Annotated in this window: 17 protein-coding genes and 1 tRNA gene; 11 read left to right on the top strand and 7 right to left on the bottom strand. The window is 54.1% G+C overall.

The features are described 5' to 3' along the window. The first annotated feature begins 2 nt into the window (after positions 1-2). Genes sufD through sufT form a run of 4 tightly spaced genes read left to right on the top strand, consistent with a single transcriptional unit; the run spans position 3 to position 3,677 of the window. Positions 3-1,391, top strand: coding sequence for a Fe-S cluster assembly protein SufD (gene sufD, locus N655_RS17145; RefSeq protein WP_044933921.1), 1,389 nt, complete (start codon positions 3-5; stop codon positions 1,389-1,391). Further along, positions 1,388-2,638, top strand: a complete 1,251-nt coding sequence (locus N655_RS0103655) for a SufS family cysteine desulfurase (protein ID WP_026441895.1) — start codon at positions 1,388-1,390, stop codon at positions 2,636-2,638. The genes sufD and N655_RS0103655 overlap by 4 nt, the downstream gene beginning before the upstream one ends. Continuing rightward, positions 2,638-3,084, top strand: coding sequence for a Fe-S cluster assembly sulfur transfer protein SufU (sufU, locus tag N655_RS0103660; RefSeq protein WP_026441896.1), 447 nt, complete (start codon positions 2,638-2,640; stop codon positions 3,082-3,084). Before N655_RS0103655 ends, sufU begins: the two co-directional genes overlap by 1 nt. An 11-nt stretch (positions 3,085-3,095) precedes the next feature. Next, entirely contained in the window at positions 3,096-3,677 is a 582-nt protein-coding gene (sufT, locus tag N655_RS17150; protein WP_044933923.1) for a putative Fe-S cluster assembly protein SufT, read from the top strand. 33 nt (positions 3,678-3,710) lie between these two features. On the opposite strand, the gene N655_RS0103670 is transcribed toward sufT, so the two are convergent. From N655_RS0103670 to N655_RS0103680, 3 genes are all read right to left on the bottom strand, one after another. Continuing rightward, positions 3,711-5,684, bottom strand: a complete 1,974-nt coding sequence (locus tag N655_RS0103670; protein ID WP_044935158.1) for a beta-L-arabinofuranosidase domain-containing protein — start codon at positions 5,682-5,684, stop codon at positions 3,711-3,713. 250 nt (positions 5,685-5,934) lie between these two features. Next, positions 5,935-9,225, bottom strand: a complete 3,291-nt coding sequence (locus N655_RS0103675; protein ID WP_238324478.1) for an outer membrane beta-barrel protein — start codon at positions 9,223-9,225, stop codon at positions 5,935-5,937. A gap of 189 nt (positions 9,226-9,414) precedes the next feature. After that, positions 9,415-11,838 (bottom strand): MGH1-like glycoside hydrolase domain-containing protein, encoded by a 2,424-nt coding sequence (locus N655_RS0103680; RefSeq protein WP_026441899.1) that lies wholly within the window; start codon positions 11,836-11,838, stop codon positions 9,415-9,417. A 171-nt stretch (positions 11,839-12,009) separates the two neighbouring features. Here N655_RS0103680 and N655_RS0103685 point away from each other — a divergent pair, with 171 nt between their 5' ends. The 4 genes from N655_RS0103685 (at position 12,010) to N655_RS20500 (ending at position 17,145) form a co-directional block, all read left to right on the top strand. After that, complete coding sequence (locus N655_RS0103685) at positions 12,010-12,960, top strand: sugar ABC transporter substrate-binding protein (RefSeq protein WP_026441900.1); 951 nt, start codon at positions 12,010-12,012, stop codon at positions 12,958-12,960. Between the two features lie 38 nt (positions 12,961-12,998). Continuing rightward, positions 12,999-15,095 carry a histidine kinase gene (locus N655_RS0103690; protein WP_162173482.1) on the top strand — a complete coding sequence of 699 codons (2,097 nt, stop codon included), beginning with the start codon at positions 12,999-13,001 and terminating at the stop codon, positions 15,093-15,095. Further along, positions 15,082-15,723: a response regulator gene (locus N655_RS0103695; RefSeq protein ID WP_026441902.1), complete on the top strand. Its 642-nt coding sequence runs from the start codon at positions 15,082-15,084 to the stop codon at positions 15,721-15,723. The genes N655_RS0103690 and N655_RS0103695 overlap by 14 nt, the downstream gene beginning before the upstream one ends. A gap of 1,068 nt (positions 15,724-16,791) precedes the next feature. Then, a complete protein-coding gene (locus N655_RS20500; RefSeq protein ID WP_155987500.1) occupies positions 16,792-17,145 on the top strand; it encodes a hypothetical protein in 354 nt (117 codons plus the stop codon). On the opposite strand, the gene N655_RS0103710 is transcribed toward N655_RS20500, so the two are convergent. Beyond that, complete coding sequence (locus N655_RS0103710; protein ID WP_026441905.1) at positions 17,129-19,504, bottom strand: NACHT domain-containing protein; 2,376 nt, start codon at positions 19,502-19,504, stop codon at positions 17,129-17,131. The two genes, N655_RS20500 and N655_RS0103710, sit on opposite strands and share 17 nt — an antisense overlap. 436 nt (positions 19,505-19,940) lie before the next feature. Between N655_RS0103710 and mobF the strand changes: the two genes are divergently transcribed. Genes mobF through N655_RS20845 form a run of 3 tightly spaced genes read left to right on the top strand, consistent with a single transcriptional unit; the run spans position 19,941 to position 21,151 of the window. Further along, positions 19,941-20,573 (top strand): MobF family relaxase, encoded by a 633-nt coding sequence (gene mobF / locus N655_RS20835; protein WP_026441906.1) that lies wholly within the window; start codon positions 19,941-19,943, stop codon positions 20,571-20,573. Positions 20,574-20,595: 22 nt separating this feature from the next. Next, positions 20,596-20,856: a hypothetical protein gene (locus N655_RS20840; protein ID WP_026441907.1), complete on the top strand. Its 261-nt coding sequence runs from the start codon at positions 20,596-20,598 to the stop codon at positions 20,854-20,856. Between the two features lie 37 nt (positions 20,857-20,893). Further along, a complete protein-coding gene (locus N655_RS20845; RefSeq protein WP_026441908.1) occupies positions 20,894-21,151 on the top strand; it encodes a hypothetical protein in 258 nt (85 codons plus the stop codon). Between the two features lie 292 nt (positions 21,152-21,443). On the opposite strand, the gene N655_RS0103730 is transcribed toward N655_RS20845, so the two are convergent. From N655_RS0103730 to N655_RS0103740, 3 genes are all read right to left on the bottom strand, one after another. Beyond that, positions 21,444-21,531: transfer RNA gene (locus N655_RS0103730), tRNA-Leu, on the bottom strand. Positions 21,532-21,607: 76 nt separating this feature from the next. Then, positions 21,608-22,384 carry a dolichyl-phosphate beta-glucosyltransferase gene (locus N655_RS0103735; protein WP_026441909.1) on the bottom strand — a complete coding sequence of 259 codons (777 nt, stop codon included), beginning with the start codon at positions 22,382-22,384 and terminating at the stop codon, positions 21,608-21,610. Between the two features lie 112 nt (positions 22,385-22,496). After that, entirely contained in the window at positions 22,497-23,036 is a 540-nt protein-coding gene (locus tag N655_RS0103740; protein ID WP_026441910.1) for a DinB family protein, read from the bottom strand. Positions 23,037-23,118: the final 82 nt, after the last annotated feature.

A 23,118-nucleotide genomic window follows, 5' to 3' on the forward strand; every position in this document is an offset into this window, starting at 1 on the left:
CCATGGCAGTACAAGTGGCCCAGCTCGAAAGCTATCTTGAAGCATTCACTGATTTCACACGGCAGAGGCCATCGGAAACTCCGGCATGGCTGCGTGATCTGCGCGAATCTGCCTTTGCCCGCTTTTGCGAGACTGGCTTTCCTACCACGCGCAATGAAGACTGGCGCTTTACCAACCTCGCCTCGCTTGTCCGGACCCCATTTCGCCTGCCGAGAGAAGAAGAGACAACCCCTCTTCAGCAGAAGCACACAGCAGCCTGGCAGATTTCCGGCGCTGCTGCCCGACTCATCTTCATCAATGGCCACTATCACCCAGGTCTTTCCACGCTGGAAAGACTGCCTGCGGGCATCAAGCTCTGTGGCCTGCGCCAGGCCATTCGCGATGCAGAGCCGGTGCTCTCCCGGCACCTTGGACGTTACGTCAACATCACACGCGATCCATTCTGCGCCCTGAACACGGCCTTCATGGAGGACGGTGCTTTCCTGCTCCTGCCTCGCAACACGGTTGCGGATGCTCCCATCCATCTGCTCTTTGTCTCGACCGCATCTGAGGTCCCGCTCATGACGCATCCGCGAAATCTCATCATCGTCGAAGAGCAGGCCCAGATTTCGATTGTGGAAGAGTATGTTTCATTTGGAGAAGAAGTCCCGGCCTTCTCGAACGCGGTCACAGAGCTTGTCGCAGGTGAAAACGCAACTGTGATCCATACTCTTATCGAACACGAACACGGACAGGCCTTCAATTTTTCCACCTTACGCATCGAGCAGGCGCGCAGCGCGAACGTCGCTTCGCATTCACTGCTGCTGGGCGGCGGCCTGGTGCGCAACAATGTGCATCCCGTACTTGCCGGCGAAGGCGGCGAGTGCCTCATCAATGGGCTCTTTATCGGCAGCGGCCACCAGCACCTGGACAACTATATGCAGGTCGAACACGCCAAGCCACACTGCGCCAGCCGCCAGTTCTATAACGGCATTCTTGACGGGCAGTCGCATGGAGTCTTTCATGGGCGCATTATCGTACACAAGGATGCCCAGAAGACCGACGCCAAACAGACCAACCGCAATCTTCTGCTCTCGGATGCGGCACAGATTGACACCAAGCCTCAACTCGAAATCTACGCAGACGACGTGAAATGCACCCACGGCGCCACCATCGGGCAGATTGAAGAAAATGCCCTCTTCTACCTGCAATCACGCGGCATTGCAGAACCAGAAGCGCGTCGACTCCTGCTGGGGGCCTTTGCCGGGGAATGCCTGGAGCGCATCGCCGAGGGCCCATTACGCGCTTACGCTGAGGCTGCACTCGAACAACGCCTGACCACGCTTGCCGGCAACAGTCGCACCAGCGGGTCCGGCAATTTTGCCAGCCGCAACTGGGAGGAATTGGGATGAGTGCCACTGCCGGAGTCGCCACTACCGCCGCCTATGATGTGGAAGCCATCCGGGCCGACTTCCCGATTCTGCGCGAACAGGTCTACGGGCGACCTCTCGTGTATCTGGACAATGCTGCGACCACCCAGAAACCCACTGCGGTCATCGATGCGCTGGTGCGCTACTACCATCACAGCAACGCAAATATCCATCGCGGTGTGCATCTGCTCTCAGAACGCGCGACAGAGGACTATGAAGCAGCGCGGGCCACAGTGCAATCGTTTCTCCACGCCCGGGAGGCACGCGAGATTGTCTTCACCCGTGGTGCGACAGAGGGCATCAACCTCGTTGCCCAGACCTATGGCCGTAGCAAGGTCGGCCCGGGAGACGAGGTCCTGATCACCGCCATGGAGCACCACTCCAATATTGTTCCCTGGCAAATGCTGTGCCAGGAAAAGGAAGCACACCTGCGCGTTGTGCCCATTAACGACTTCGGCGAACTTGATTTGGATGAGTTCCGCAGATTGCTCACCCCGCGGACAAAAATCGTGGCCGCAGCGCACGTCTCCAATGCGCTCGGGACCATCAATCCCGTGCGGGAGATCATTTCGATGGCCCACGCTGCGGGCGCCTGCGTGCTGCTCGATGGCGCACAGGCCGTGCCCCATCTTCCGGTCCATGTGCAAGAGCTGGACTGCGATTTTTATGCTTTTTCCGGACACAAGGTCTATGGGCCAACCGGCATCGGCGCGCTTTATGGCAAGGCCGAGCTGCTGGAATCCATGCCCCCTTACCAGGGTGGCGGGGACATGATCAGCTCCGTTACTTTTGAAAAGACCCTCTACAACAAAATTCCTTATAAATTTGAAGCGGGCACCCCGGACATTGCCGGGGCCATTGGTCTCGGCGCCGCGCTGGACTATGTGCTTCAACTGGGTCTCAAAAAAATCGGAGTGCACGAACACCAGCTTCTGCAATACGCCGCAAGTCAGATTGCGGCCGTCCCAGGCGTTCGCATTGTAGGCACCGCGCGCGAGAAAGCCGGCGTGCTCTCTTTTGTGATGGAAGGCGTCCACCCGCACGATATCGGCACGATCCTTGATCGCGAAGGCGTCGCCGTACGTACAGGACACCACTGTGCGCAACCCGTGATGGAGATCTTCCATGTCCCAGCCACTGTGCGCGCCTCGTTTGCTCTTTACAACACCAAGCAGGAAATAGACGTTCTGCTACAAAGCATCGAAAAGGTAAAGGAGATCCTGGGCTGATGGGCGAGCTCCGCGACTTATATCAAGAAGTGATTCTTGAGCACTCCAAAGCGCCGCGTAATTATCGCGAGCTGGCCTCGCCCTCGGCCCGAGCCGAAGGCTTCAATCCGCTTTGCGGCGACCGCTGCGCCGTCTACCTTTCGCTGAAAGACGATGTCATTGAGGACATTGCCTTTCAGGGGTCCGGCTGCGCCATTTCCCGTGCATCGGCTTCCATGATGACGCAGAGCCTCAAAGGCAAAACGACACGCGAAGCAAAACAACTCTACGAACAGTTCCACGCTATGGTCACCGGCGAAAATACCGCCGGTTCAGACCAGATCGGCAAGCTTGCCGTGTTTGCGGGGGTCTCCGAGTTTCCTGCCCGCGTCAAGTGCGCCACACTGGCCTGGCACACTTTCATGGCCGCGCTGCACGGCGAGCAGCAGCCTGTCACTACCGAGTAGAGAGACCAGCCATGATGGACCACATCCAGCTCAACCGCGATTGCGCTGTCATCGCTGTTCCCAGCGGCCAGCGCGAAACCCTGCCCGCAGGCACTGCTGTACGCATCATGCAGTCGCGCGGCGGCAGCTTTACCGTTACAACGGAACGTTATGCCGTATACCGCATCGACGGCGCCGACGCCGATGCTCTTGGCCTTGCGCCTCCCGGCGGCATGGCGGCACAACCACATCCACAAGGGCCTCTCACTGAGGAGATGGTTTGGGAAACGCTGAAGACTGTCTATGACCCGGAAATTCCCGTAAACGTGGTCGACCTCGGTCTGATCTACTCTTGCCAGATCCGACCACACGAAGAGGGCGGCAAGACCATAGCGGTGCGCATGGGATTGACCTCACCCACCTGCGGTATGAGCAATGTGTTGAAGGCCGATGTGGAAACCCGGCTTCTGCGTCTTCCTGAAGTGAAGGAAGCGCAGGTCGAAGTGGCCTTTGACCCACCCTGGGACCGTAGCCGCATGTCAGAAGCTGCTCGGCTCCAGCTCGGACTTGACCTGGACGACACCCGGCGACCAGGCTATGTCCGTATCTCCTGAAGATTTTTCGGTGTCATGTTTTGTCACCAGAAACTACCCGAGTTCTGGGAAAGCTGTGATGCGTAATTTGGCCGCAGCATAAGGGACGAGCGTAATCTGCTGCTCCGGCTCGGTGCTTTTTACAGGGCTTTCCGGGACCGGATTGGCGACGTTGTCTTCGCCTACCCATGAGGGCACCTGCCGGGCCTTGACCTGCAACCTGACCGGCGCTCCGTCTTTGCGAAACGGAGAGCTGGTGACATTGCCCTCCACCGTAGCGACGGATCCGGAAATATTTTCGGGGTTAATTGCGAGAGCATAGTTCCACTCTGAGGTGGGATAGACCTGCCAGTCCGCAGTCATGCCACGTGTGCGCAGTTTGAGCCAGTCCTCACCAATGCTGTAGGAAAAGACCAGCGGCCCGCGCTCCAGACTCACCGAGTTGTGATATCCGCGAGACGCGCGCGTGGTCATGGGGAAAAGGACTTCCACCTGGTCTCCCTTGCTCCAGGTCCGTTCAATCCGGGCAAAGGTTCCCGGCCGCGGGTTGCCGTCCACGGGCCTTCCATTCACTTGAATGCTCGTATTCTCTGCCCAGGATGGAATGCGCAGCAACAGCGGAAATGCGAGCGGTGATGCCGGATGAATGATCAGGCGCACCGTCTCGCGGAATGGATACTCGGTCTGCTGCTGCACATGAACAGGCGTGTTCCGGATGATCGTGTGAACTTCACAGGGAGCATACGCGGTGGCTGCAAGTCCATCGTCATTAGAGAGCATGAAGAGGCTCGCCGTAAATTTTGGCCATCCTTGACCAAAATTTGCGGTGCAGCAGCCGAAATTCGGGTCCAACCCGTAGAGGTTTGACTCCGGGCCGTCCGTGGTCCAGGGTTCTTTTTGCAGGCTTACGGTAATCTGATTGGGCTGCTGATTGTATTGGTGTGCCCACATATCATCGGTAAAGGCGCCAGGAAGTGCATTGAATGCTATCTTTTCCAGACGGTCTCCAAGCGATGCTTCTCCAGTAATCGCAAGAGACTGCTCCAGAGAAAACATGGCTTCAACGACGGTGCACAGCTCGGTGCCCTGAGACGGATTGCGTCCGGCCAGGTGCTCGTCGGCGGAAAAGATGCCGTTGGGCAAGCCATGATAACGGTCCAGCTCTTGGAGCATGTGAAAGATGGCGCTCCGGTCGGTCGGGTCCTGCGAGAGGAGCCATCGGACAGGCGACATTTTGATGGCCATTGCAACGTTGACGCCATGTGTCTGCATCGCCCGGTCGGTGAGCGGAGAGTTTGGCGTCAGACCGATGGCCTCCGGCGTAGTGCGCTGCGTATATTTGAAGTCTGCAAACTCTGCCTGCCAGTCAAAGCCCTGTTGCTGTAGCAGTCGAAAGAGATGAAGCAGTTTGGCATCTCCGGTGCGGTTGTAGAGCCAGATGACAGCAAGCGCTTCATCATGCCAGCGATACTTCCCCCAGTCGCGGAGCGGGCGCGAAGGCATGGTCTCGCTCTGGTAGGCAAAGTATCTTGATAACACCGGAACCACCCGCGGATCGCCGGAGGCTTCCTGGTATTGAGTAAGGACCTTTGCCATCACCATACGCGGCCACCAATCATTGTTGGACTTTGGCCCAATCATCCCGTCAGATGCAGTATTTTCGAGTGTCCAGTCCAGAAACTTTTGTGCCTTCGCTTTGAGCCGCGTGTCCTCCAGCAGGTAAGCGAGCGGCACAAGTCCATCCAGATAGTAAGGGCCGCGCTCCCAGGATTCTCCTGTTCCGCCGAGCCAACCGCTGTTGGGGCCAACATCGGGCCACGTTTCGTCAAGATGGCCTGCGAGTCCGTGGGCTTGGACCAAAAGCTGATCACGCAGCCATCCTGCAGGACGAATGGACCCGAGCGGCAAGGCGTAAAAAGCATTCTGCGCCAGGGGCGCACGGTTCTTGAGCGGCGCAGTGCTGTTCCAGGCCCTCTGCCCTTCAATCCGGGTGCCGGCCCCAAAAGTGTTCTTTGAAATCGAGGCCATACCTGCTGCCCCAAGAAAAGCGAGAAAACGGCGGCGGGAAAAATGGGAAGACCCAGGAAAAGACATAGGTTGCATCGATCTCCGCAAAAACTCGTTTTATCTTAATCATTTCACCCGCGGCGTGCATGGTATGAATGGTCTATGTGTCCGTAGGCATTTGCGAAGACAGGTAGATCTTCTGCAAAGGTCCTTCCTTCCCTTCATTCAAAGCAGCATTCACTGGATTTGCATCTCTGTATCGAGGGCATGTTTAAAACTCCACTCTTGCTCCGACCTGTCCCTGACGAGGAATCTGTGTACTGGTAGATGTCCCGAATACAGATCCACTGGCAGCATCAGAATTGACGCCATTGAGATTGACGCGATTGAACAAGTTGAATAAGTCTACACGCAGGTCTAGTTTTACTTTTTCAGTAATATTAGTGATTTTCTTGAAGGTGGCGTCTACTTGAGCAAAACCGGGGTTACGGAATTGGTTCAGCTGCTCATTTCCTTCCTGCCCTATTTGAGGAAATGAGAATGGGCCACATCCATCAAGGTTTGTCCCGGAGCAGTGCGGAAAGACACCCTGTATATAGCTTTTGCGGCTCGTAGAGATGTGATACGAAGTGACATTCGGGAAGTCCCCATTATCACCATCTGCATTAAAGTCTCCTGAATCAGGCTGATAAATGAGGTTGCCGCTTGCGTCCTTAGCAACATCCAGAGGAGCACTTGAGAATACACTGAAGGGCTCTCCCGATTGCAGCACGGTAAGCGAAGATATCTCCCATCCTGAGGCCACCCTTCCCAGGAGTCCATGCCCACCATGCAAGGATGGCAACTGATAGCTCCATCCCAGCGAAAACCGGTTGGGTACATCCCAGGGAGATGGGCCATAAAACCTGTCCAACGAATACTCAATTGGATAGTTTTCGGAATTGTCCTTGGAAACAGAACGGGTATATGACGCGGTTACAAATCCTCTCTGCGCGAAACGTCCTTTGAGCGCAAGAATCAGACCAGAGTAGTTGGACCACGGTCCGTTAAAGGTATAGTTAATCGCGCCAAAGCTGGAATTCAACCTTGTTTGCGTGCCAACACAAGTTGCCTGTTGCCCATTCGGTGGAGAAACTGGAGTACAGGTAAGGTGCTGCAGCAAATCGCCTTGATAGACGTTAACGTCTCCGGAGAAAGCATTGCCGAACGAATTGCCGCCGCCGTATTGCAAATCGCCGGAATGCTGCCCAACATACCGCACACCAGCCACCATGTTGTTTGTGATCTGACGTTCCACCCCCACAGACCAGGTTTCAGTGTAGGGAGATTTCAGGTTACCGTCTACGCCGCCAACAGCAATCTGTTGCCCTGGGATACCCCCTTTGGCATCGAGTGGAGTGCCCTGAAATGCGGGATAGGGAAATCCAAAGGGATAAGTGTTTGATGTACCGTATCCAAAGATGGGGGGAGCCGTTGAGCCGTTATTAAAGAATGTAGGCAGAACAAATCCAGGCGGATTCCCTTTCAGGTTATTTTCCGCATTGCCGAGTGTGACCCAATCACGATAAATACCAAATCCTCCGCGCACTACCCATTTGCCGCTGCCGGTAGGGTCCCATGCCACGCCTGCACGAGGGCTGAAGATCCAGTTCATGTCCTGGTTATAGACATGGTTCTGCTGGCGGTTGACCCCATTGGCCACGCGCTCCGCCATAGTTGAGCCAGAGCCCAAATGGAAATTGGCAAGAGGCGTACCAGCCGTTGGATAAGGATTTCCATAATTGTCGTACCGAAGGCCATAGTTGATTGTGAGACGGTGAGTTACGCGCCAGGTGTCCTGAGCAAAAATGCCAAAGGTGCTTTGGGCATACTCATATTGACCAGGCATCGGCTTGCCTGTAACCGGATTGTAGGAAAGACTGCTCTCGGAATAAGGGTGGTCATTGATCAGGTCAATCATGCTGTTGTACTGAAAATTTGGCTGAGCATAGGCCGGAGCAAAGAGGGCCAAATCATCTCCGTGCCAGCCTTCCACTCCCACACTGATGGCATGTTCTCCCTGAACCCGTGTGAGAACATCGCGCCAGTGATAATTGTGTTCAGCATATTGGGAATCGGCAAAACCAACTCCCCAACCAACGCCAAGATTGTTCACATTCACAACTGGAACAGAAAACAAACCTTTTTGCGCATTCGTGGATTGCAGATAGTTATAGCCAAAAAATGCCTGGTTCAGCGTGTTTGCTGAGAATGTGTGCGTTTCGCTGCCCTGTAGAGCGATTACCGATGAAGGGCTTGATGTATTAAACGCTGGACGGACTGAAGGGCCGCCCGAAGTACTCGTATCGCGAAAGAGTGTTCCGTAAATCCGGTCTTTGCTGAAGTATTTATCTATGCGGATGTTGTACTGTTTTGCATTCTCATAGCTCGAAGAATTGAAGACACCATTGTCAAAGACAGGCAAGGAGCAGGGAATGTTGTCCGTACTAGATGTACCGCATCCGGTATTATTGGCCAGGTTTTGTGGGCCGAACGCGTCCTGCGCGGTAGCGGCCACGCCCGTTGTTGTTGCAGCGCTTGGAGGATACTTTGCCATTAGCTGCACCTCGGGAGACTTCGGACGTACCTGCTGCGCAAAAGAGACAAAGGCCGGGTCTTCGTAGGTAAGCACACTGTTTCCGTTGGAAGTAAGGGCCAGATATGGCTCAATCGAGAAGAAGAAAAAGAACTGCTTTTTAGGAATGACTGGGCCGCCAATTCCAAATGACATGTTCGTGGTGTGGAAGGGCTGGATCTTAACACCTGCGGGGAAAAATTCGCCTTTGGCGTTTAACCCCTGATAGGTATAGTAGACGCTGCCAAAGCCATGATATTGGTCGGTACCGGATTTAGTGGTCATCACCGTCTGCATAGAGCTTGTCTTGTTAAAGTCCACAGTGTACGTGTTGGTCTGGACGCTGATTTCAGAAAGCGCATCTGCGTTAGGGACCAGTGTCAGCACGCCCGGATTCACATCAATGTTGATGTCCAAGCCATCAAGAATGTACTGGTTGCCATTGTCTCCACGACCGTTCGCGCTGTAGTCAGCATTTTCTGTAAAGAAATTGTTATAGCCTGCAGCACCAAGCCCGGTAACACCCGGAGTGAGAGTAATGAGCGAGGTGGGATTCCTTGCGGCCAATGGCAGCGACTGGATCGCCTGTGTATCAATTGTCAGTTGGTTCCGGCTGTCTGAAGTATCCAGCAACGGTGCTTGCGCAGTCACTGAAACCGTAGAGGCAACTTGTCCAACGGCAAGCGTCAGCGAGATCTCGCGGTTCTCCGCAGTTTCTAGTGTAAAGTCCACTTTGGATGTTGTGAATCCAGATGCTGAAGCAGAGATTTCATAATGCCCTGGAGCGATACTCAAAAAGCGATATGCACCTGTATCATCGGACAACTTTACCGCAGTCACCTGCGTATCAACGTTGATTAATGTAACTGTTGCCTTTGGAATCGCAGCGCCTTTTGAATCCAGCACATTCCCTTGTACGCTTGAAGAGAATTGTGCAAACGCTTGCATGGCTGCCAACAAAATGCATGAAATTAGCAGACCTGAAAATTTACGCATGGTCCGGGCCTCCTGAAAAGGGCAGCAGAGAAATTCGTGATTCACTTGCCTCTCTGCCATGAATTTAGCGAAGGTAACTATTCATCCATATACCTTGCATGAACAAGTCCAACCCCTGCCGTATAGTACAAATGGACTGGCCTAAGAAAGCCTGGAAAAGCCCCCGAGCTTAACCTTGTATCGGGTATAGTTCCTGGCCTTAAACCGCCACCGTCCATTCTCCTTTTCTACCGGCTGCGGCCGTCCATCTATTTCCACAACAGAAAGAACACTGGTCCCCTGGGGCAGTTCGATTTCTGCGCATAGATCATGACCGTGTACAAATTTGAATTGAATGCTGATCCACTGCCGGGCATATGGCAAGCGCGAGATTCCGTACTCCTTTCCGCTTGCGGCAAGCAGCGGGCTAAACCCGGGGTTGAGAATCACCTGATCCACTGCATCGGTTTCACGAAAACCAATCAAATTGCGAATGATATGGGCAGGCATCACTGCTCCCCAGCCATACACCTCTCCACCAAAAGCACCATGCCCACCCCAGATTTCGCAGCTGGTTCCCGGCCACCCAAGACGCGGATTGTTGCCGCCTGTTTGAAGCACACGACGGTCCATACTTGTGTAAATACGCTCGCAGATATTTTCCACTGTTTGGGATGCAAGTTGGCTGTCCCCGGAAGACCACGCGGACTCTAGAAACGGCAGAACAAAGGATGACCAATTCAGCGCGTTGTCGGCTGACGATTCCGGGATTTGTACTTGTGCCAGCATGTCTTCGTACATTTTGCGAAGTGTAGGCAAAAGAAGCTTTTTCTGGTTGTCTGTGGCGATGCCGCAAAATGCGGGGGCAGCCTGTGAGGGGTCGCGTTCCGGACCATTCACCAACTTCATCGAACGGGTGTCGAAGTCATGAAACCAGTCACCTTGCCATAACTGTTGTGTCTTTTCTGCGAAATCTTGCTGGATTTGCCGCCATTCCGGAATGCTCTTCTGATCGGAGACGAGTTTCGCAAAACGGGCCAGAATGGCGCCGGCCTGGGATGCGGCTGCCTGCAGTTCCACCAAGCGTAGGAACTCCACTAATTCAGCTCCGGTAGGCTGCTGGATCTGAAAGCGTTTGGAAGTATCCATGCCCGTTTCCCAACTGCACTTACCAACAATGAAGCCGCCGAAATCCGTCCGATGTTTAAGCGTCCAGCGCAGAAGAGCACTTAATTTTGGATAAAGTTGGCGTAGCCACGCGAGATCGCGCGTACGGTTATAGATGGATTCCGCACAGAAGAATGGAAAGCACCACGAAATGGACGTGCCACATTCGGAGCCATCAGCCGCCACCATGTTCATCACACCGTCTTCGCGCATGCAAGGAATGTTGTCCTCGACGGCGTCAAGAAATTGCCCTAGAAAGACCTCTTTTGCTATGGCCGGATTGGCATAGCTCAAGGCCCACATATCTATCGAAGTTTCGGCCAGCACATTGCGCGGTGCCTGAATCTGCATCGCATCCCACGGATGCTTGTAGACCCCGATAGGCCGCCGCACCATGGTCCGCAGTGTTTCAAAATCATAGACCCATCCATGCTGCCAGTGCTTGGGCCAGTCTCCAGTCAATTTTGGCGCGCCACTCCAGAAAGATGCGTCTTCTGCGAGCCTTTCGCGCATTACTGTTTTCGATTGCGGTAGCGAAGCATGCACATGCTCTAGCACGGCTGAAAGGTTTGCGCCGCGTGCCATTAGAACAAAGAATTCTTTCTTTTCATTTGGCCCCAGAGAAAGCTCATAGCAGATGCCGCCAAACAGTGGCTGGGTAGAATAGGCAAGTTTTTCCCCGTTTTTAGGGGTAGGACCCAACCATGTTCTGCGGTCGGTTTTATTCGCGGAAAAGAAATGCCCTGTGTTGCGAATATTTGCAGTGATGGCAAAAACTGTCCCAGCGGCGAACGACCGCGTCCAAAGCGTATCTTTTTCTTGCTCGAAACCTCCAGCGATGCCATCTCCACCCCACCACTGGCTTCCTCCCAGCTGGCAGGCGTGCATGGCGAGCACCCCAACTGATTTTGCATGACCCGATTGCTCAGTTATTTTTACGTGCGATGCAAGGACATCTTCATTCACAAGAAAGAACCGGCTCTCCACTGCAACACGATCTTCTTCAAAGCGGTACTGAAGAACATTCTTGCTATGGTGAGGGGAGGTCAGTTGCCCTTGACGAAAATCGTCTCCATCCATCAATACTCGGTCACCAATTCTGAAGCCCAGCGCTAGTTCTGCAACATAGACCCCATTCCGGTGATAGTCGAAGTATCCTCCTGGACCAGCCGGATAATACAGACCAAATCCAATTCCTGACAACGAGCGCAGAATACCGCTTTGGTGCATGTCCCATGTGTGCCACGGATTGTCCAAGTATCCAAAAGGCGTGTAATCGCTGAGAGGAAAGCCATCGCCTGCACTGCGCGATGCAATACTTGTTATATCTGGCGACGGAATATCTGCAGAGAAAGCCTGAGTTTTAAGTGCGGCTGATGCAGCGGCAAGCACAGAAACAAATTCGCGACGGTTCAGCATTCAGAGAGAACTCCTTTGGGCAGGCGTATATGACGAGGATCATTCTTGCAAAATGATAGACAAGGTGACGATATGTGCAGGTGAATCAAGAACGCCTGGGCCAGTCAGACCAAAGTTGTATAGTATGAATGGACTGTTCAAGCTTGCCATGTAAAGTAGATCCTGAATGTGATGGCAATGGCCTGTGCGCGCAGAATTTCTGCTGCTCTATTTCTGCTTCTTGTGATTGGCTGCCGGTCTGGCCCTCCCGTCATTGCAGTGATTCCCCGCACAACGGGCATGTCATTGTGGGAGCCAGAACACGCCGGCGCGGAAGCTGCAGCCAGCGCACTCGGCATGAAAATTTACTGGAACGCTCCTACACGCGAAGATGATGTGCAAGGCCAGATTGCGTTGGTAGAAAAAATTATTGATGAAAAGTATGCAGGCCTGATTCTCGCGCCGGACCAATCGCTCGCCTTAATGACTCCGGTGCGGCGCGCTATTTCCAGAGGCATTCCTACTGTGGTGATTGGTTCTGCGCTTCCGTTAGAACCAAGTGGCAGGCTGTCATACATCGTCAGCGATGATGAAGTGGCCGGACGCATGGCTGCATCGCGCATCGGCACGATTCTGCATGGCCAGGGGACCGTGGCTATCATTGGCATCAATCCGGATATCGCGGGAGTGCTGGACCGCGTCGGCGCATTTGAAGCAACACTGGCAGAGCAATTCCCCGGGATACATGTGGCCGAAAAACGACTGGGATCATTCAATGTTCCTTATGAGCAGCAAATCACGGAAGAAGTGCTCGTGGCGAATCCCAACCTGAACGCCATTCTTGCCGTGACTGCGGATGCAACCCGGGGGGCGTATTCCGCGTTGAGCGAATTGCACCAGACCAATACTGTAAAACTCGTGGGCTGCGACCAGGATTTGCTTGCACCACTTGTGACAGGAGAGATGGATTCTGTCATTGCGGAAAATACTTATGAAATGGGCCGCCGCGCAGTGGAATGGATTGCTCTTGAGCGGCAGGGTAAACCAGTGCCAAGATTTCAGAAAATTGCTCCTCATCTGGTGACGAAAGACAATTTGAATTCCACAGATGTCCGTCGGATATTAGGACTTATTACGCAATGAAACGTCGTTCGCAAGTATGGAAATGGCTGGCAATCTCTTTGTCTAGCCTTGCCGTGCTTGCCGGGACCGTCTTTCTTTTCCTCCTTTACCTGCATAGCCCGAAACATGGACTCCCCTATCACGATTCTTTTGCTGAGGGGAAGGCCGACGAGTGGGAAGCATTTGGCGGCACATGGGCAGTCTATGACAAGGGCATACGCAACGACTCAGACGAGCGTGGCGCCAAACTGATGACAGGTTCTCCTTACTGGAATGACTATCTTCTGGAAGCTGACGTGATGTTGCTTGGCGAGGACGGCGATGCGGGACTCATCATCCGTGCGAGCGATGAGGAGCTGGGGGTGGATTCCTATAGCGGCTATTATGCCGGACTGCGCACGCGGGACAACATGTTAACGCTGGGTCGCGCAAGTCACGGCTGGCTTGAATATCAGAATGTGCCAATACCTGGTGGTGTGCAGGCGTTCCGCTGGTATCACCTGAAATTACTTGCTTACGGATGCCGGATTGTTGCTTCAGCCACATTCCCGGTGGGCGGCGGTGAGGTAACAACGGCCGCAATGAGTGAAAAAAACTGTCTTATGTCCGGGCGTATTGGCCTGCGGTCTTATTCTGCCGGAGGGATCTGGCGTAATGTCTATGTGCGGCTGGCTACGGAGGAGGACCTCCTCTCCATGCTAGGGACGCTGGCTGGCCACCCGTCTTCCAGCGAACGTGCAGCGGGAAATGGAATCACGATCTTCGGTTCTGGTTCTCTCCCTTCGCATGTCTACCAGCAGGCACGACCAGCCAGGAATGTTCAGTCCATCAGTAGTCTACGTCTGGTATCAAGCCCACAACCGATGACCTCTACCATTCGCGGCGTAGTCTCGCTTACAGCACCGTTATATATACAGGATTCAACTGGCGGCATTGCTGTAGAGGCAGCATCAAGCCCTCCACTAAAAGTCGGCGATGAGATCGAGGCCACTGGGACTGTGCGGTCTGGAGCATTTCATTCCACACTGGAAAATGCAAGGGTACAGCTTCTATGGGCGCGGACACCGGTGCAGCCTGTTTCTGTCACAGTTTCGCAAGCCGCCACTGGAGCATTTGCTGCAATGTTCATTGAAGTGGAAGCGCACTTGCGCAGTAAAAGGCGGGATGCTCAAGATACTCTGATTCTGGACCTTGAAGACGGCCAGCAGTCTTTTCGAGCGGTCGTCAATGGAGGGCGCGGAGATTTACTCTTCAATAAACTGAAACAGGGCAGTCTTGTGCGCTTGCGTGGAGTGTGTGTTGTGGATTCTGAATATACGCACAATCTCACTCCCTTTGTTCTCTTGCTGCGTTCCACAGATGACATTGGTATTGTGGCAGGACCGCCCTGGTGGAATACAAAACATGTTATAGCCATCGGATTCGTTCTTTTTCTGTTGCTGTTCATTAGTTACTTTATCTACAGCCGGATCCAGCAATGGCGATTACACGCCATCCTTGAAGAAAGGGAAATGCTGGCCCACGAAATGCACGACACTCTGGCGCAGAGTTTCGCTGGACTAGGTTTTCAGCTCCAGGCAATACGTAACCGTATGCCGGAAGACATGCCTGCCATCCACAAGCAGCTTGATCTTGCCTGTGATTTAGTGCGACACAGTCACGAAGAGGCACGGCGCGACATTATGATGCTGCACAGCGAATCTTTCAAACAGATGGAACTGACCCATATGCTAGAGCAATGTGCAAAGAAAATGCTGGAGGGCGGACCGGTTGAGATCAAGATATTACAGTCCGGAGACCCCCGCCCCGTTCCGTTGCGTATCAATGACACTTTGTTCCGCATCGGACAAGAAGCATTGGCCAATGCCGTACGTCACGCCATGCCAACATGCATCTCCATTGTTACGGTTTATGCCAGAGACTCCGTTCAAATGATTATTGAAGACGATGGTACTGGGTATGTTGCAGACAATGAAAAACGGGGCTTTGGGGTACGCGGAATGAAAAGAAGGGCCGCAGCCATTTCTGCTGCGATTGAAATTGTTGCTTTGCCTGATAAAGGAACACGGGTTTGTGTAACCGCCCCGTTGCCTGCACGCATGGCTTTCCATGTACCAATGCTTCTTAAAGGAAACCGCTCTCATGAACAAACCTGAAAACAAGGCCATCCATATCCTGATTGTTGATGACCATCCCGTAGTCCAGGCTGGCCTGGCAAGTATGCTTGCCACACATAAGGGCATTGAAGTAATCGGCTCGGCATCCAGCGGCGAAGAAGCATTGGCCATGGTGCAGCAGAATGTGCCCGACATCATTTTGCTTGACCTTCGCATGCCAGGAATGAGCGGGATTGATACTCTCTGTGCACTGAAGAAAATCAAGACAACGGCACGGACGATTATTCTCACCAGTTTTGAGACAGACGAGAACATTTACCGTGCAATTCAGGCCGGGGCTTGCGGATATCTGCTTAAAGACACATCGCAAAACCAGATGTTGGAAGCAATCGCCACCGTTCACGCGGGGAAAAAATATATTCCACGGCCCATTGCCGCCCGCCTTGCGGAACGGATGCTGCGCTCAGACCTGACGGCCCGCGAGCTGGAGATCCTGGAAATGCTCGCCAAAGGGCTGACGAACAAGCAGATTGGTCATGTCCTCGTCATCAGCGAAAACACCGTCCGCAATCATGTAAACAGCATCATGGAAAAGCTGGAAGTCTCTGACCGAACAGAGGCAGTTGCTGTAGCAATCCAGCAGGGAATCATCCAAATTGTCAGTTGATTGAAAGACAACGTTGTGGTGCAGGCTGCCTGGAAAATTTCCCCGATTGGCGCCAATTACGGGACGAAACGGCGTGCCGAGATCGACGTATTGCTTCCGGCATACGTACGCCACGCTTCGCTTGCAGGAAGGTGTAGACGTGTACTTCCTTGCCGAACAGATGGGAACTTCGATCCATATGATCGAGGAACACTATGGGCCTGTGAACACCATCGCCCACGCCGACCGTGTACGCAGGGCATGGCGGGATGGGAGTTGCCGCACCCGGAAGTGGACGTTACCAGGGCCAAAGCATCGAAGGCGGCGGAGATGCACGATAAATCCAAGCGAGGTCAGCACCGCAGGGCAGGCTGACCGCGAATCTCCCGAAGCCGTCTTTGGCCGGATCCGCTGGCGGAGGCTGGCGCAGGGAGGTAATCATTTCCATGTCCGATCTAGACGCTACTCATATATTGGTTCTGATTTACCGCTGCCCCCCGGGGCGTTCTTAGCGGCAAATCTCCGCGCAGGAGCCGCCACTGGCGGCTGTTCTTCGTGCGCTTTGTGCTTGCTGGATGGCAGATAATCCGCACGCCGTAAGGAAATGAGTGTTCAATTCTCTTTGCCTGCACCAAACTTCCTTCGGCTTGGCTTACGTCCAACTAACTTGCGCTTACCGCGCTTTGCTTGAACTAAACAGAGCCAGCCACGCTACGGACCGTCTTGCTCATGCTTGTCCTGAGCAACTTGCTGGCCTTGCTAGCATCTCTTTTTGATGTAGCCATTCGCTTCGCCTCCTTTTGTAAGATGGTCCGCAGAGTTCACCCCTGCGGACCTATTAATACTTAAAGCTTTCGTGACTTTCGATGTGTATAGCCTTGTATTTCAGCTTGAAACGAACGTTGCGGCCACAGTGGTTACAGGGCGGGAACGGCTTACCATATACACACGTTACTTCGTGCGTTTGCCGATGCTGCGAGTCGTGAATAACGGTATAGATGCCAGAGGCGTCACACTTCTCCCCCGGCTTAAAAACTTCTCCTACGTCTGCCATTAATCGGCCTCCATATTGCCCTTCTGGCCGGAATCATGGAAGAATCGCATTGCACGGGCGGCTCTTCCATGAGCGGCTTCGGTGCGGTTAGTCCAGCAAAACGCCGTCCTGGTGTTGAGTTGAGTGCCAGCCGCTTGCTCCGGGGCGTGCGGCTGGCAAGCCTTAATAAGCTGCCGCGAGGCAAGCGGTATAAACTGCAGCAGGTAGTGAATCTGCTTCGTCAGATTGAAGTGGCTGTGGCGAACTGCAAGTCTACCTTGTACGCAGCTCGATATGTCAAAGTCGGACTGGAGTGGCGCCGAGTGAGCTGGCTTCGCATCAGCGAACACGAGCAGGTCTGGGGCACTCGGCCATATCACTCGCGACCAGGACTTATTCGTGCTCTGTGATCTTCCGTTCCAGCGCTTCGTAGGCCGTTCTAAGCGGCCCCGTGAAGACGTTATTCGCCGCATAGAACTTCACAGCTTCCACCGCGTTTTCGCGGATGTGGTAGCCCGACCCTACTCCGGAGATCTCGTGCTCTTCAAATATCTTCGATTTTAGTGCGCTTATCACGTCGTCTCGGTGCCGCGAGGTTGCAATTGTGCCCCGAGTGAGGTGCCTCTCTGCAACCGACTTAAGTCCGAGACCGCCCTTTATGACAAACTTGTCTATCACAGAGCTAATATCCCTTCGCAGATCTTCCGCGGAATAGCGTTTCTTGCCTTCCCGGGTCTTGACAACGCTGAACATTGTGTCCGCATCTGGGTCAAGGCTGCAGTTTTCCAGTCTCGCACTCCCCATGCCCTCACACTGGTTCTGTGCGTTTCCGCCGATAAATTCGCACTGCACAAACGCCGATTGGGCAGTAAACTTGCAATTCACCCAGGTAACTCGCTCAAAGCGACAATTACGGAACTCAGTGCCACTGAAATCGTAGTGCGCGATCACGCCAGTAAACGTGATCCCAAAGATTGTAGCTCCGCCCCCAAGCTTCCGAAGCAATTCTGTTCGCTCTGTTCTCGGGCTTCCTGCCCGAACCGTACGGTCTACCGCCCCAAGGACGATCAGCCCGGCCAATCTGCTGCCTTCTCCCCAAATTCTGCCGACGAGACCTCCCCTCTCAGACATTGCCGAGATCAACAAGCCAAGCCGATCGAGTGGGATCTGGCTGGCAGCCTCCACTTCAGCCAGCTGAACGATCATCTCCGCAACGTCTTGCATAGCTCCTGGGGAGAGATGAACCTTCGCGACAAAATCCCTAATATTGCTGCCCGGTAAGTGGACGATATAGTCAGCAAGGAGGAGTGTCCATATTTGCATTTGCCTAAAGGACCACGATTCGGATGCGCGCTCTCTACTGAGCAATGGGTGACTCACGAGTTTGTCGATTGTTCCTTTCATCAAGGCGCTGCTGAGCGCCGGCTTGACGTAGGAAAGAATCAGCGAGAGTAGTTCTGTAGTGGGCTCGATCCCCAAGGCGATTTCGCAAGCGAATTGACGGAGCACCTCTAATTGCTCTTTTGCGGTAAAGGGCAGATCCTGTCGGACCTCCTCTCGCTGACACAATGCTTCCAAGAGCCATAACATCGCGCGTGCGGAGTCGTATCCTGGATGGGGGCTACTACCTCCGTGCATCGCTAGATCGGCGATGAGACTCAAGACAAAGCCACGGCCAATCAGGTCGTTGTCACTCTGCCGCAAAACGTCGTATATCTGTAACGCCTTTTCGCACTGGGTTTCTTCGGCGATCCGTTGGTCGAAGTAGTTTTTCGCGTTTTCTCGATTGAAAGGGAGAATGGAGAAAACAAATGCGCCACGTTCTCGGACGAAATCCTCGACCTCGGCTAGGGGAAGATTTGAGTGCCAGAACGAAGTTCTAGATGTAATCACAATGCGGGTTCCTGTCGTTGCCGCGAGGTCTGCGAGGACCTCTAGAACGTCAAGAGGGGAAACCGAGCCTCGATTGTGAAGGATGTATTCGTCGAACCCGTCAAAGATGATCCGGAATATGTCTGCTTTTAACGTGGACCGAAGGAAGAGATCCTCATGTCCATCGAGCCAACCTATGGCCGCACCAAAGTGCCTGAAGGAATGGGCAATCGTTTTTGGCAGGGAGCGTTGATCCTCTACCGATAAGCCCTGCCACTGGGACGAGTCGACCATGAGAGGAACTACGCCGTGATTGCCTGTTGCCAGTTGCGAGACTAAATAGGTACTCATGTAGGTCTTGCCCTGCCCCGGCTCGGCCAGCACGATCCCGAGCCTCCCCGAACTCTCGACTGTTGACGGATCGACGAGAAAAGATAGGACGGGATTAGGCAGCCGAACCTGGAAGCCGGAGGGCGTTTCAATCCGGGGATTGATGTAGTCGACCGGCCGGAGGCTCTTCAGTCTATTTAGGTATGTGTCGATTTCTTCCCTGATAAAGGAAAGAATGTAATCTTTGGTGGTCCACATCGACGCCGCGCGGTCACGGAGGCGCAATTCCTCGACATTGTTCTGAATAAGGCGCTGTAATGAAGGTGGATAGACAATGTGGACGGGCTCTTCTGCTTGGGTATCCCGAAGCCCCGCGCGGATATCCTCCAGTGTGGCAGAGGACTGGAAATAAAGTACTCTAAATGGATATTGGGAGGTGTGGACCAGATGGACTCCGGGGTACATTGCCCATCGCCCCTCCTTCGCCTTAGTAGGCTTCATCTCTAGCCGAGTGGTCCTGCTTTGATTCACTAGCTCTGCGACATCCCGAAAGTCAATTATTGGCATGGCTCTTCGCGTCCCAACAGAGTCTGATTGTTTAGCTGAATCAATCTTCTATTTAACACCAAAGTCGTCGTGATCTGCACGCCTGAATCCTCCGGAACGCGCGAGAAATTCCCATCTAGTACAAGGCACTGGCAGGAGCAGGCATCCGGGGCGCAGATCATCGCTGCGTGGAACAAGGTTGAGGCTGGACGTACGGTGAATTCCAATGAAGACGTTTAAAGAATCCTCGGTCTCTCCGTGACAGAGTTGCCGCGCCGAATCACAGGACTAGAATCTCTCCATGCTGACGCGATCTCCAAGCCGCTGTCAGCTTCGCAGGTACGCACGTACCATGAGCGGGAGTTTGCGTCGGAGCGGCAGAACTAGGCAGAACTATTGGAGCCGCGATCAGCAGGGGCATAGCGAGTGGCAGGGCTAGCTGGCCGAGCAGTGGGGTTTGTCAGGTCCGGTCGGCAATGAGCACTTCGCCCGTCTGACCGAAGGCCAGCATCCGCACACCGAAGCGCAGCTTGTTCGTCATCAGGTTTCCAAGACCTATGAGGGAAAATTCGGTAAGGAAGTAACCAGCGTGGAGCATCGCGCCGCTTGGGATGCGACGTTCTCCGCGCCGAAGTCGGTTTCACATACTGCCCTTGTCGGCGGCGACGAGCGCGTAAGAGAGGCGCATCGAGAGAGCGTCCGCGTGGCGCTTAACGAGTTGGAGAAGTACACGCAGGCCCGCATCGGCAACGTCCACGCGCCGGAGACGACCGGCAAATTTGTTGCAGCCACCTTTGAGCATGATACCGCCCGGCCTGTGGACGGCTACACCGCGCCGCAGCTCCATACTCATGCTGTGATCTTCAACGACAACGGACAGACGCGGGCCTTGCAGCCGCAAGAGCTATTCGCTTCGCAACGCTATGCCACCAGCCTTTACCGTTCTGAGTTGTCGATGCGGTTACGGGGGTTGGGTTACGAGTTGGAGCGCGGCAAGCATGGGCAGCCGGAGATCAAGGGCTATACGAAAGAGTATCTGGAGGCCAGCAGCCATAAAGCGCGGCGAATACGCGCGGGTCAAGAGCGTTGACGCTGACAAGAACCTGCTAACCGTGGTTCGGGCCGATGGCTCCGAGCTGACCTATGATCCTCGGCGGCAGCAAGGCGTCTCTGTCTATCGGGAGGAACCATGCAGCTTTGCCGTGGGCGACCGCATTCAGTTCACCGCGCCAGCGAATGACTTGAAAATTGCCAACCGCGAACTAGGAACCATCGAGAGTATCCATGATGGAAAACTGAGTCTGAAAATGGATGGAGGCCGCAATGTGCGATTCGATCCACGCATCCGCATCTCGATCACGGCTATGCGTTGACGAGCCATTCCAGCCAAGGCAGACCGCAGAGCGCGTATTGAATCACGTCGATACCGAGTTGGCCGCGAAAGATCTGCTCAACAGCCGCATGGCATATGTCGCCGTCTCGCGCGGAGTTGAAGACGCGCAGCTTTACACCAACGACCGCGCGAAACTGCCGGAAGCGTTAGGGCACGATGTGCACCACGAGAGCGCCCACACGCCAGCGATAAAGCCAGAGCAAGCCATCACGCCGCCACAGCCAGAAATCGCGCCGGTCATCGAATACGGCTTCGGCATGGGGCATAGCCTATAGCAGAATCCGATTGATCCGAGCCTTTTCATGCATGATGATGTCTTTTATCACGCCTCCAAATTGGGGACGGCAGTATGGTTGGTCGAGACGGACATAGTCACTGACACAGGGTCTTCCAAGCAAACTAAAATCGTCTGCTCAGAGTTGCGTCTCGCGCTCAAAATATGCAATATGCACAGAAATCGAGAAATTGCCTGCACAGTTCCTACATAGCCCAAAATAGCCTATTTATCTCTCGATAAATCAGAAGTTTCTGAAATCAATCTCACTTGCCCAGAATGACATGCTTGGCTGGTGCCGGGAGGGGGGGTCGAACCCCCATGACCGCAAGGGTCGGCGGATTTTGAGTCCGCTGCGTCTGCCAGTTCCGCCATCCCGGCCCTCAGAAAGGACCGCAGCCTAATCAGGCCGCCTTGTTCAGTATGACACAAGCCCGGGTCGCCTTGCGCCTCTCCGTCATGGATGCCCCTTAACCACCGGTACCGGCGGGACGAGGTCCTTCACCGGACGGTCATAGACACCCGTCAGGGCATTCCAGCGGATGAAGACCAGTTCCTCCAGCATTTTCAAACCATCTTTCAGATAACTGATCCGCGTCCGTTCGTCGTGCCCCCAGCTGACCGGGACTTCGCAAATCCTGTATCCGCGCTTGAGTGCGATAAAGAGGATCTCCGGGTCAAAGCCCCAGCGTTCAATCCGCTGCAACTGGAAAACCGTCTGCGCTGCCTGTCTGCGGAAGGCCTTGAAGCCGCACTGCGTATCCGCAAAAGGCAGGCCCATGATCAGCCGTGTGACCGCATTAAAACAACGGCCAAAAAAGCGCCGGTATAAGGGCTGTTGCACCGTCTGCCGGCCGCGCTCCAGCCAGCGTGACCCGATTGCAATGTCTGCCCCGTTGCGGACCGCTTCAAAGAGCCGCTCCGCCTCATCCATCGGAGCAGACAGGTCTGCATCCGTAAACATAACAATGTCTCCCGATGCATGAAGGATGCCATTACGCACACTAAATCCTTTGCCTCGGTTTCCGGGGTTCTGAATCAGCTTTACGATCGGGTCCTGGAGGGAAAAGGCCTTCACGATTGCCGCGGTATCATCCCGCGATCCATCATCGACAACGAGCACTTCGGCATTCCAGCCGTGCTTGTGCACACATGCAAGCACCTGGGTCAGGGCATTTCCGATTCGGGCACTTTCGTTATATGCCGGAATGACGATACTGTATTCGGGAACCACAGAAAATCGCGCAGCCTTCCTTCGTAATCATACTTCGGATTTACAGAGTTTTCATAGAAGACCGCACTTCTCTCATGGTTACGCAACCGTAAGCAGGGGCCATTGCCGGGCCTTATTTCACTCCGTTCTCGGGGTCCCACGAACCCTGCTCTTTCCGCACGTAAATCATCTGTCCAATATGGTATGCATGATGCGCGCTGATCTTCTCAATTGTGGGGGCCCACTCTGCCAGCTTCTGCTCATCGGCGGTCTCAATCGCCTTTTCCCACTCTGTCAGGACCTCATCCAGCCGATGCACGATCTCGTTCCATTTCTTACTGTCAAAGTCCTCGAAAGTCTCATCATTGTTTCCGCTGAATTTGGTCTGCGGTACACCCTTGAATTTCTCCAGACTGCGTGAGTCCCAGTAGACCAGGTGATACGCAAGCTGGCCTACGGAATGGTTTCCTTTGCCGTCCTTCCAGTTGGCCTGCTCAGCGGTCAGTCCGGCCACAGCAACATTGGCGGGTACAAACCATTCTTTTTTGTTGTGCGTTTCCTGCATCTGTTCGAGCAAGATACTACGCAAGGTCGACCGGGGAGCCGAGACAGACTGCGCAGATGCAACACTTGTCAGCAGCAGGACCGCTAAAAACAAGAGGGCATTTTTCATGCAGCTTTCACCTTGATTTTTTCTGGTTCCTTCTGGCGTAGGCTACTCCTGCTCGCACTCTGTTGTCAGCACCTTTTCAAGG

This window comes from Pseudacidobacterium ailaaui, from assembly GCF_000688455.1.
GTDB lineage: Bacteria > Acidobacteriota > Terriglobia > Terriglobales > Acidobacteriaceae > Pseudacidobacterium > Pseudacidobacterium ailaaui.

Excerpts from the sequence above, each read along its gene's own strand:
- N655_RS20500 (WP_155987500.1), top strand. The coding sequence starts at position 16,792 with ATGGAAGAATCGCATTGCACGGGCGGCTCTTCCATGAGCGGCTTCGGT.
- N655_RS0103710 (WP_026441905.1), bottom strand. The coding sequence starts at position 19,504 with ATGCCAATAATTGACTTTCGGGATGTCGCAGAGCTAGTGAATCAAAGC.
- sufT (WP_044933923.1), top strand. The coding sequence starts at position 3,096 with ATGATGGACCACATCCAGCTCAACCGCGATTGCGCTGTCATCGCTGTT.
- N655_RS0103670 (WP_044935158.1), bottom strand. The coding sequence starts at position 5,684 with ATGGCCTCGATTTCAAAGAACACTTTTGGGGCCGGCACCCGGATTGAA.
- N655_RS0103655 (WP_026441895.1), top strand. The coding sequence starts at position 1,388 with ATGAGTGCCACTGCCGGAGTCGCCACTACCGCCGCCTATGATGTGGAA.
- sufU (WP_026441896.1), top strand. The coding sequence starts at position 2,638 with ATGGGCGAGCTCCGCGACTTATATCAAGAAGTGATTCTTGAGCACTCC.
- N655_RS0103740 (WP_026441910.1), bottom strand. The coding sequence starts at position 23,036 with ATGAAAAATGCCCTCTTGTTTTTAGCGGTCCTGCTGCTGACAAGTGTT.
- N655_RS0103695 (WP_026441902.1), top strand. The coding sequence starts at position 15,082 with ATGAACAAACCTGAAAACAAGGCCATCCATATCCTGATTGTTGATGAC.
- sufD (WP_044933921.1), top strand. The coding sequence starts at position 3 with ATGGCAGTACAAGTGGCCCAGCTCGAAAGCTATCTTGAAGCATTCACT.
- N655_RS0103680 (WP_026441899.1), bottom strand. The coding sequence starts at position 11,838 with ATGCTGAACCGTCGCGAATTTGTTTCTGTGCTTGCCGCTGCATCAGCC.
- N655_RS0103685 (WP_026441900.1), top strand. The coding sequence starts at position 12,010 with ATGGCAATGGCCTGTGCGCGCAGAATTTCTGCTGCTCTATTTCTGCTT.
- N655_RS0103675 (WP_238324478.1), bottom strand. The coding sequence starts at position 9,225 with ATGCAAGCGTTTGCACAATTCTCTTCAAGCGTACAAGGGAATGTGCTG.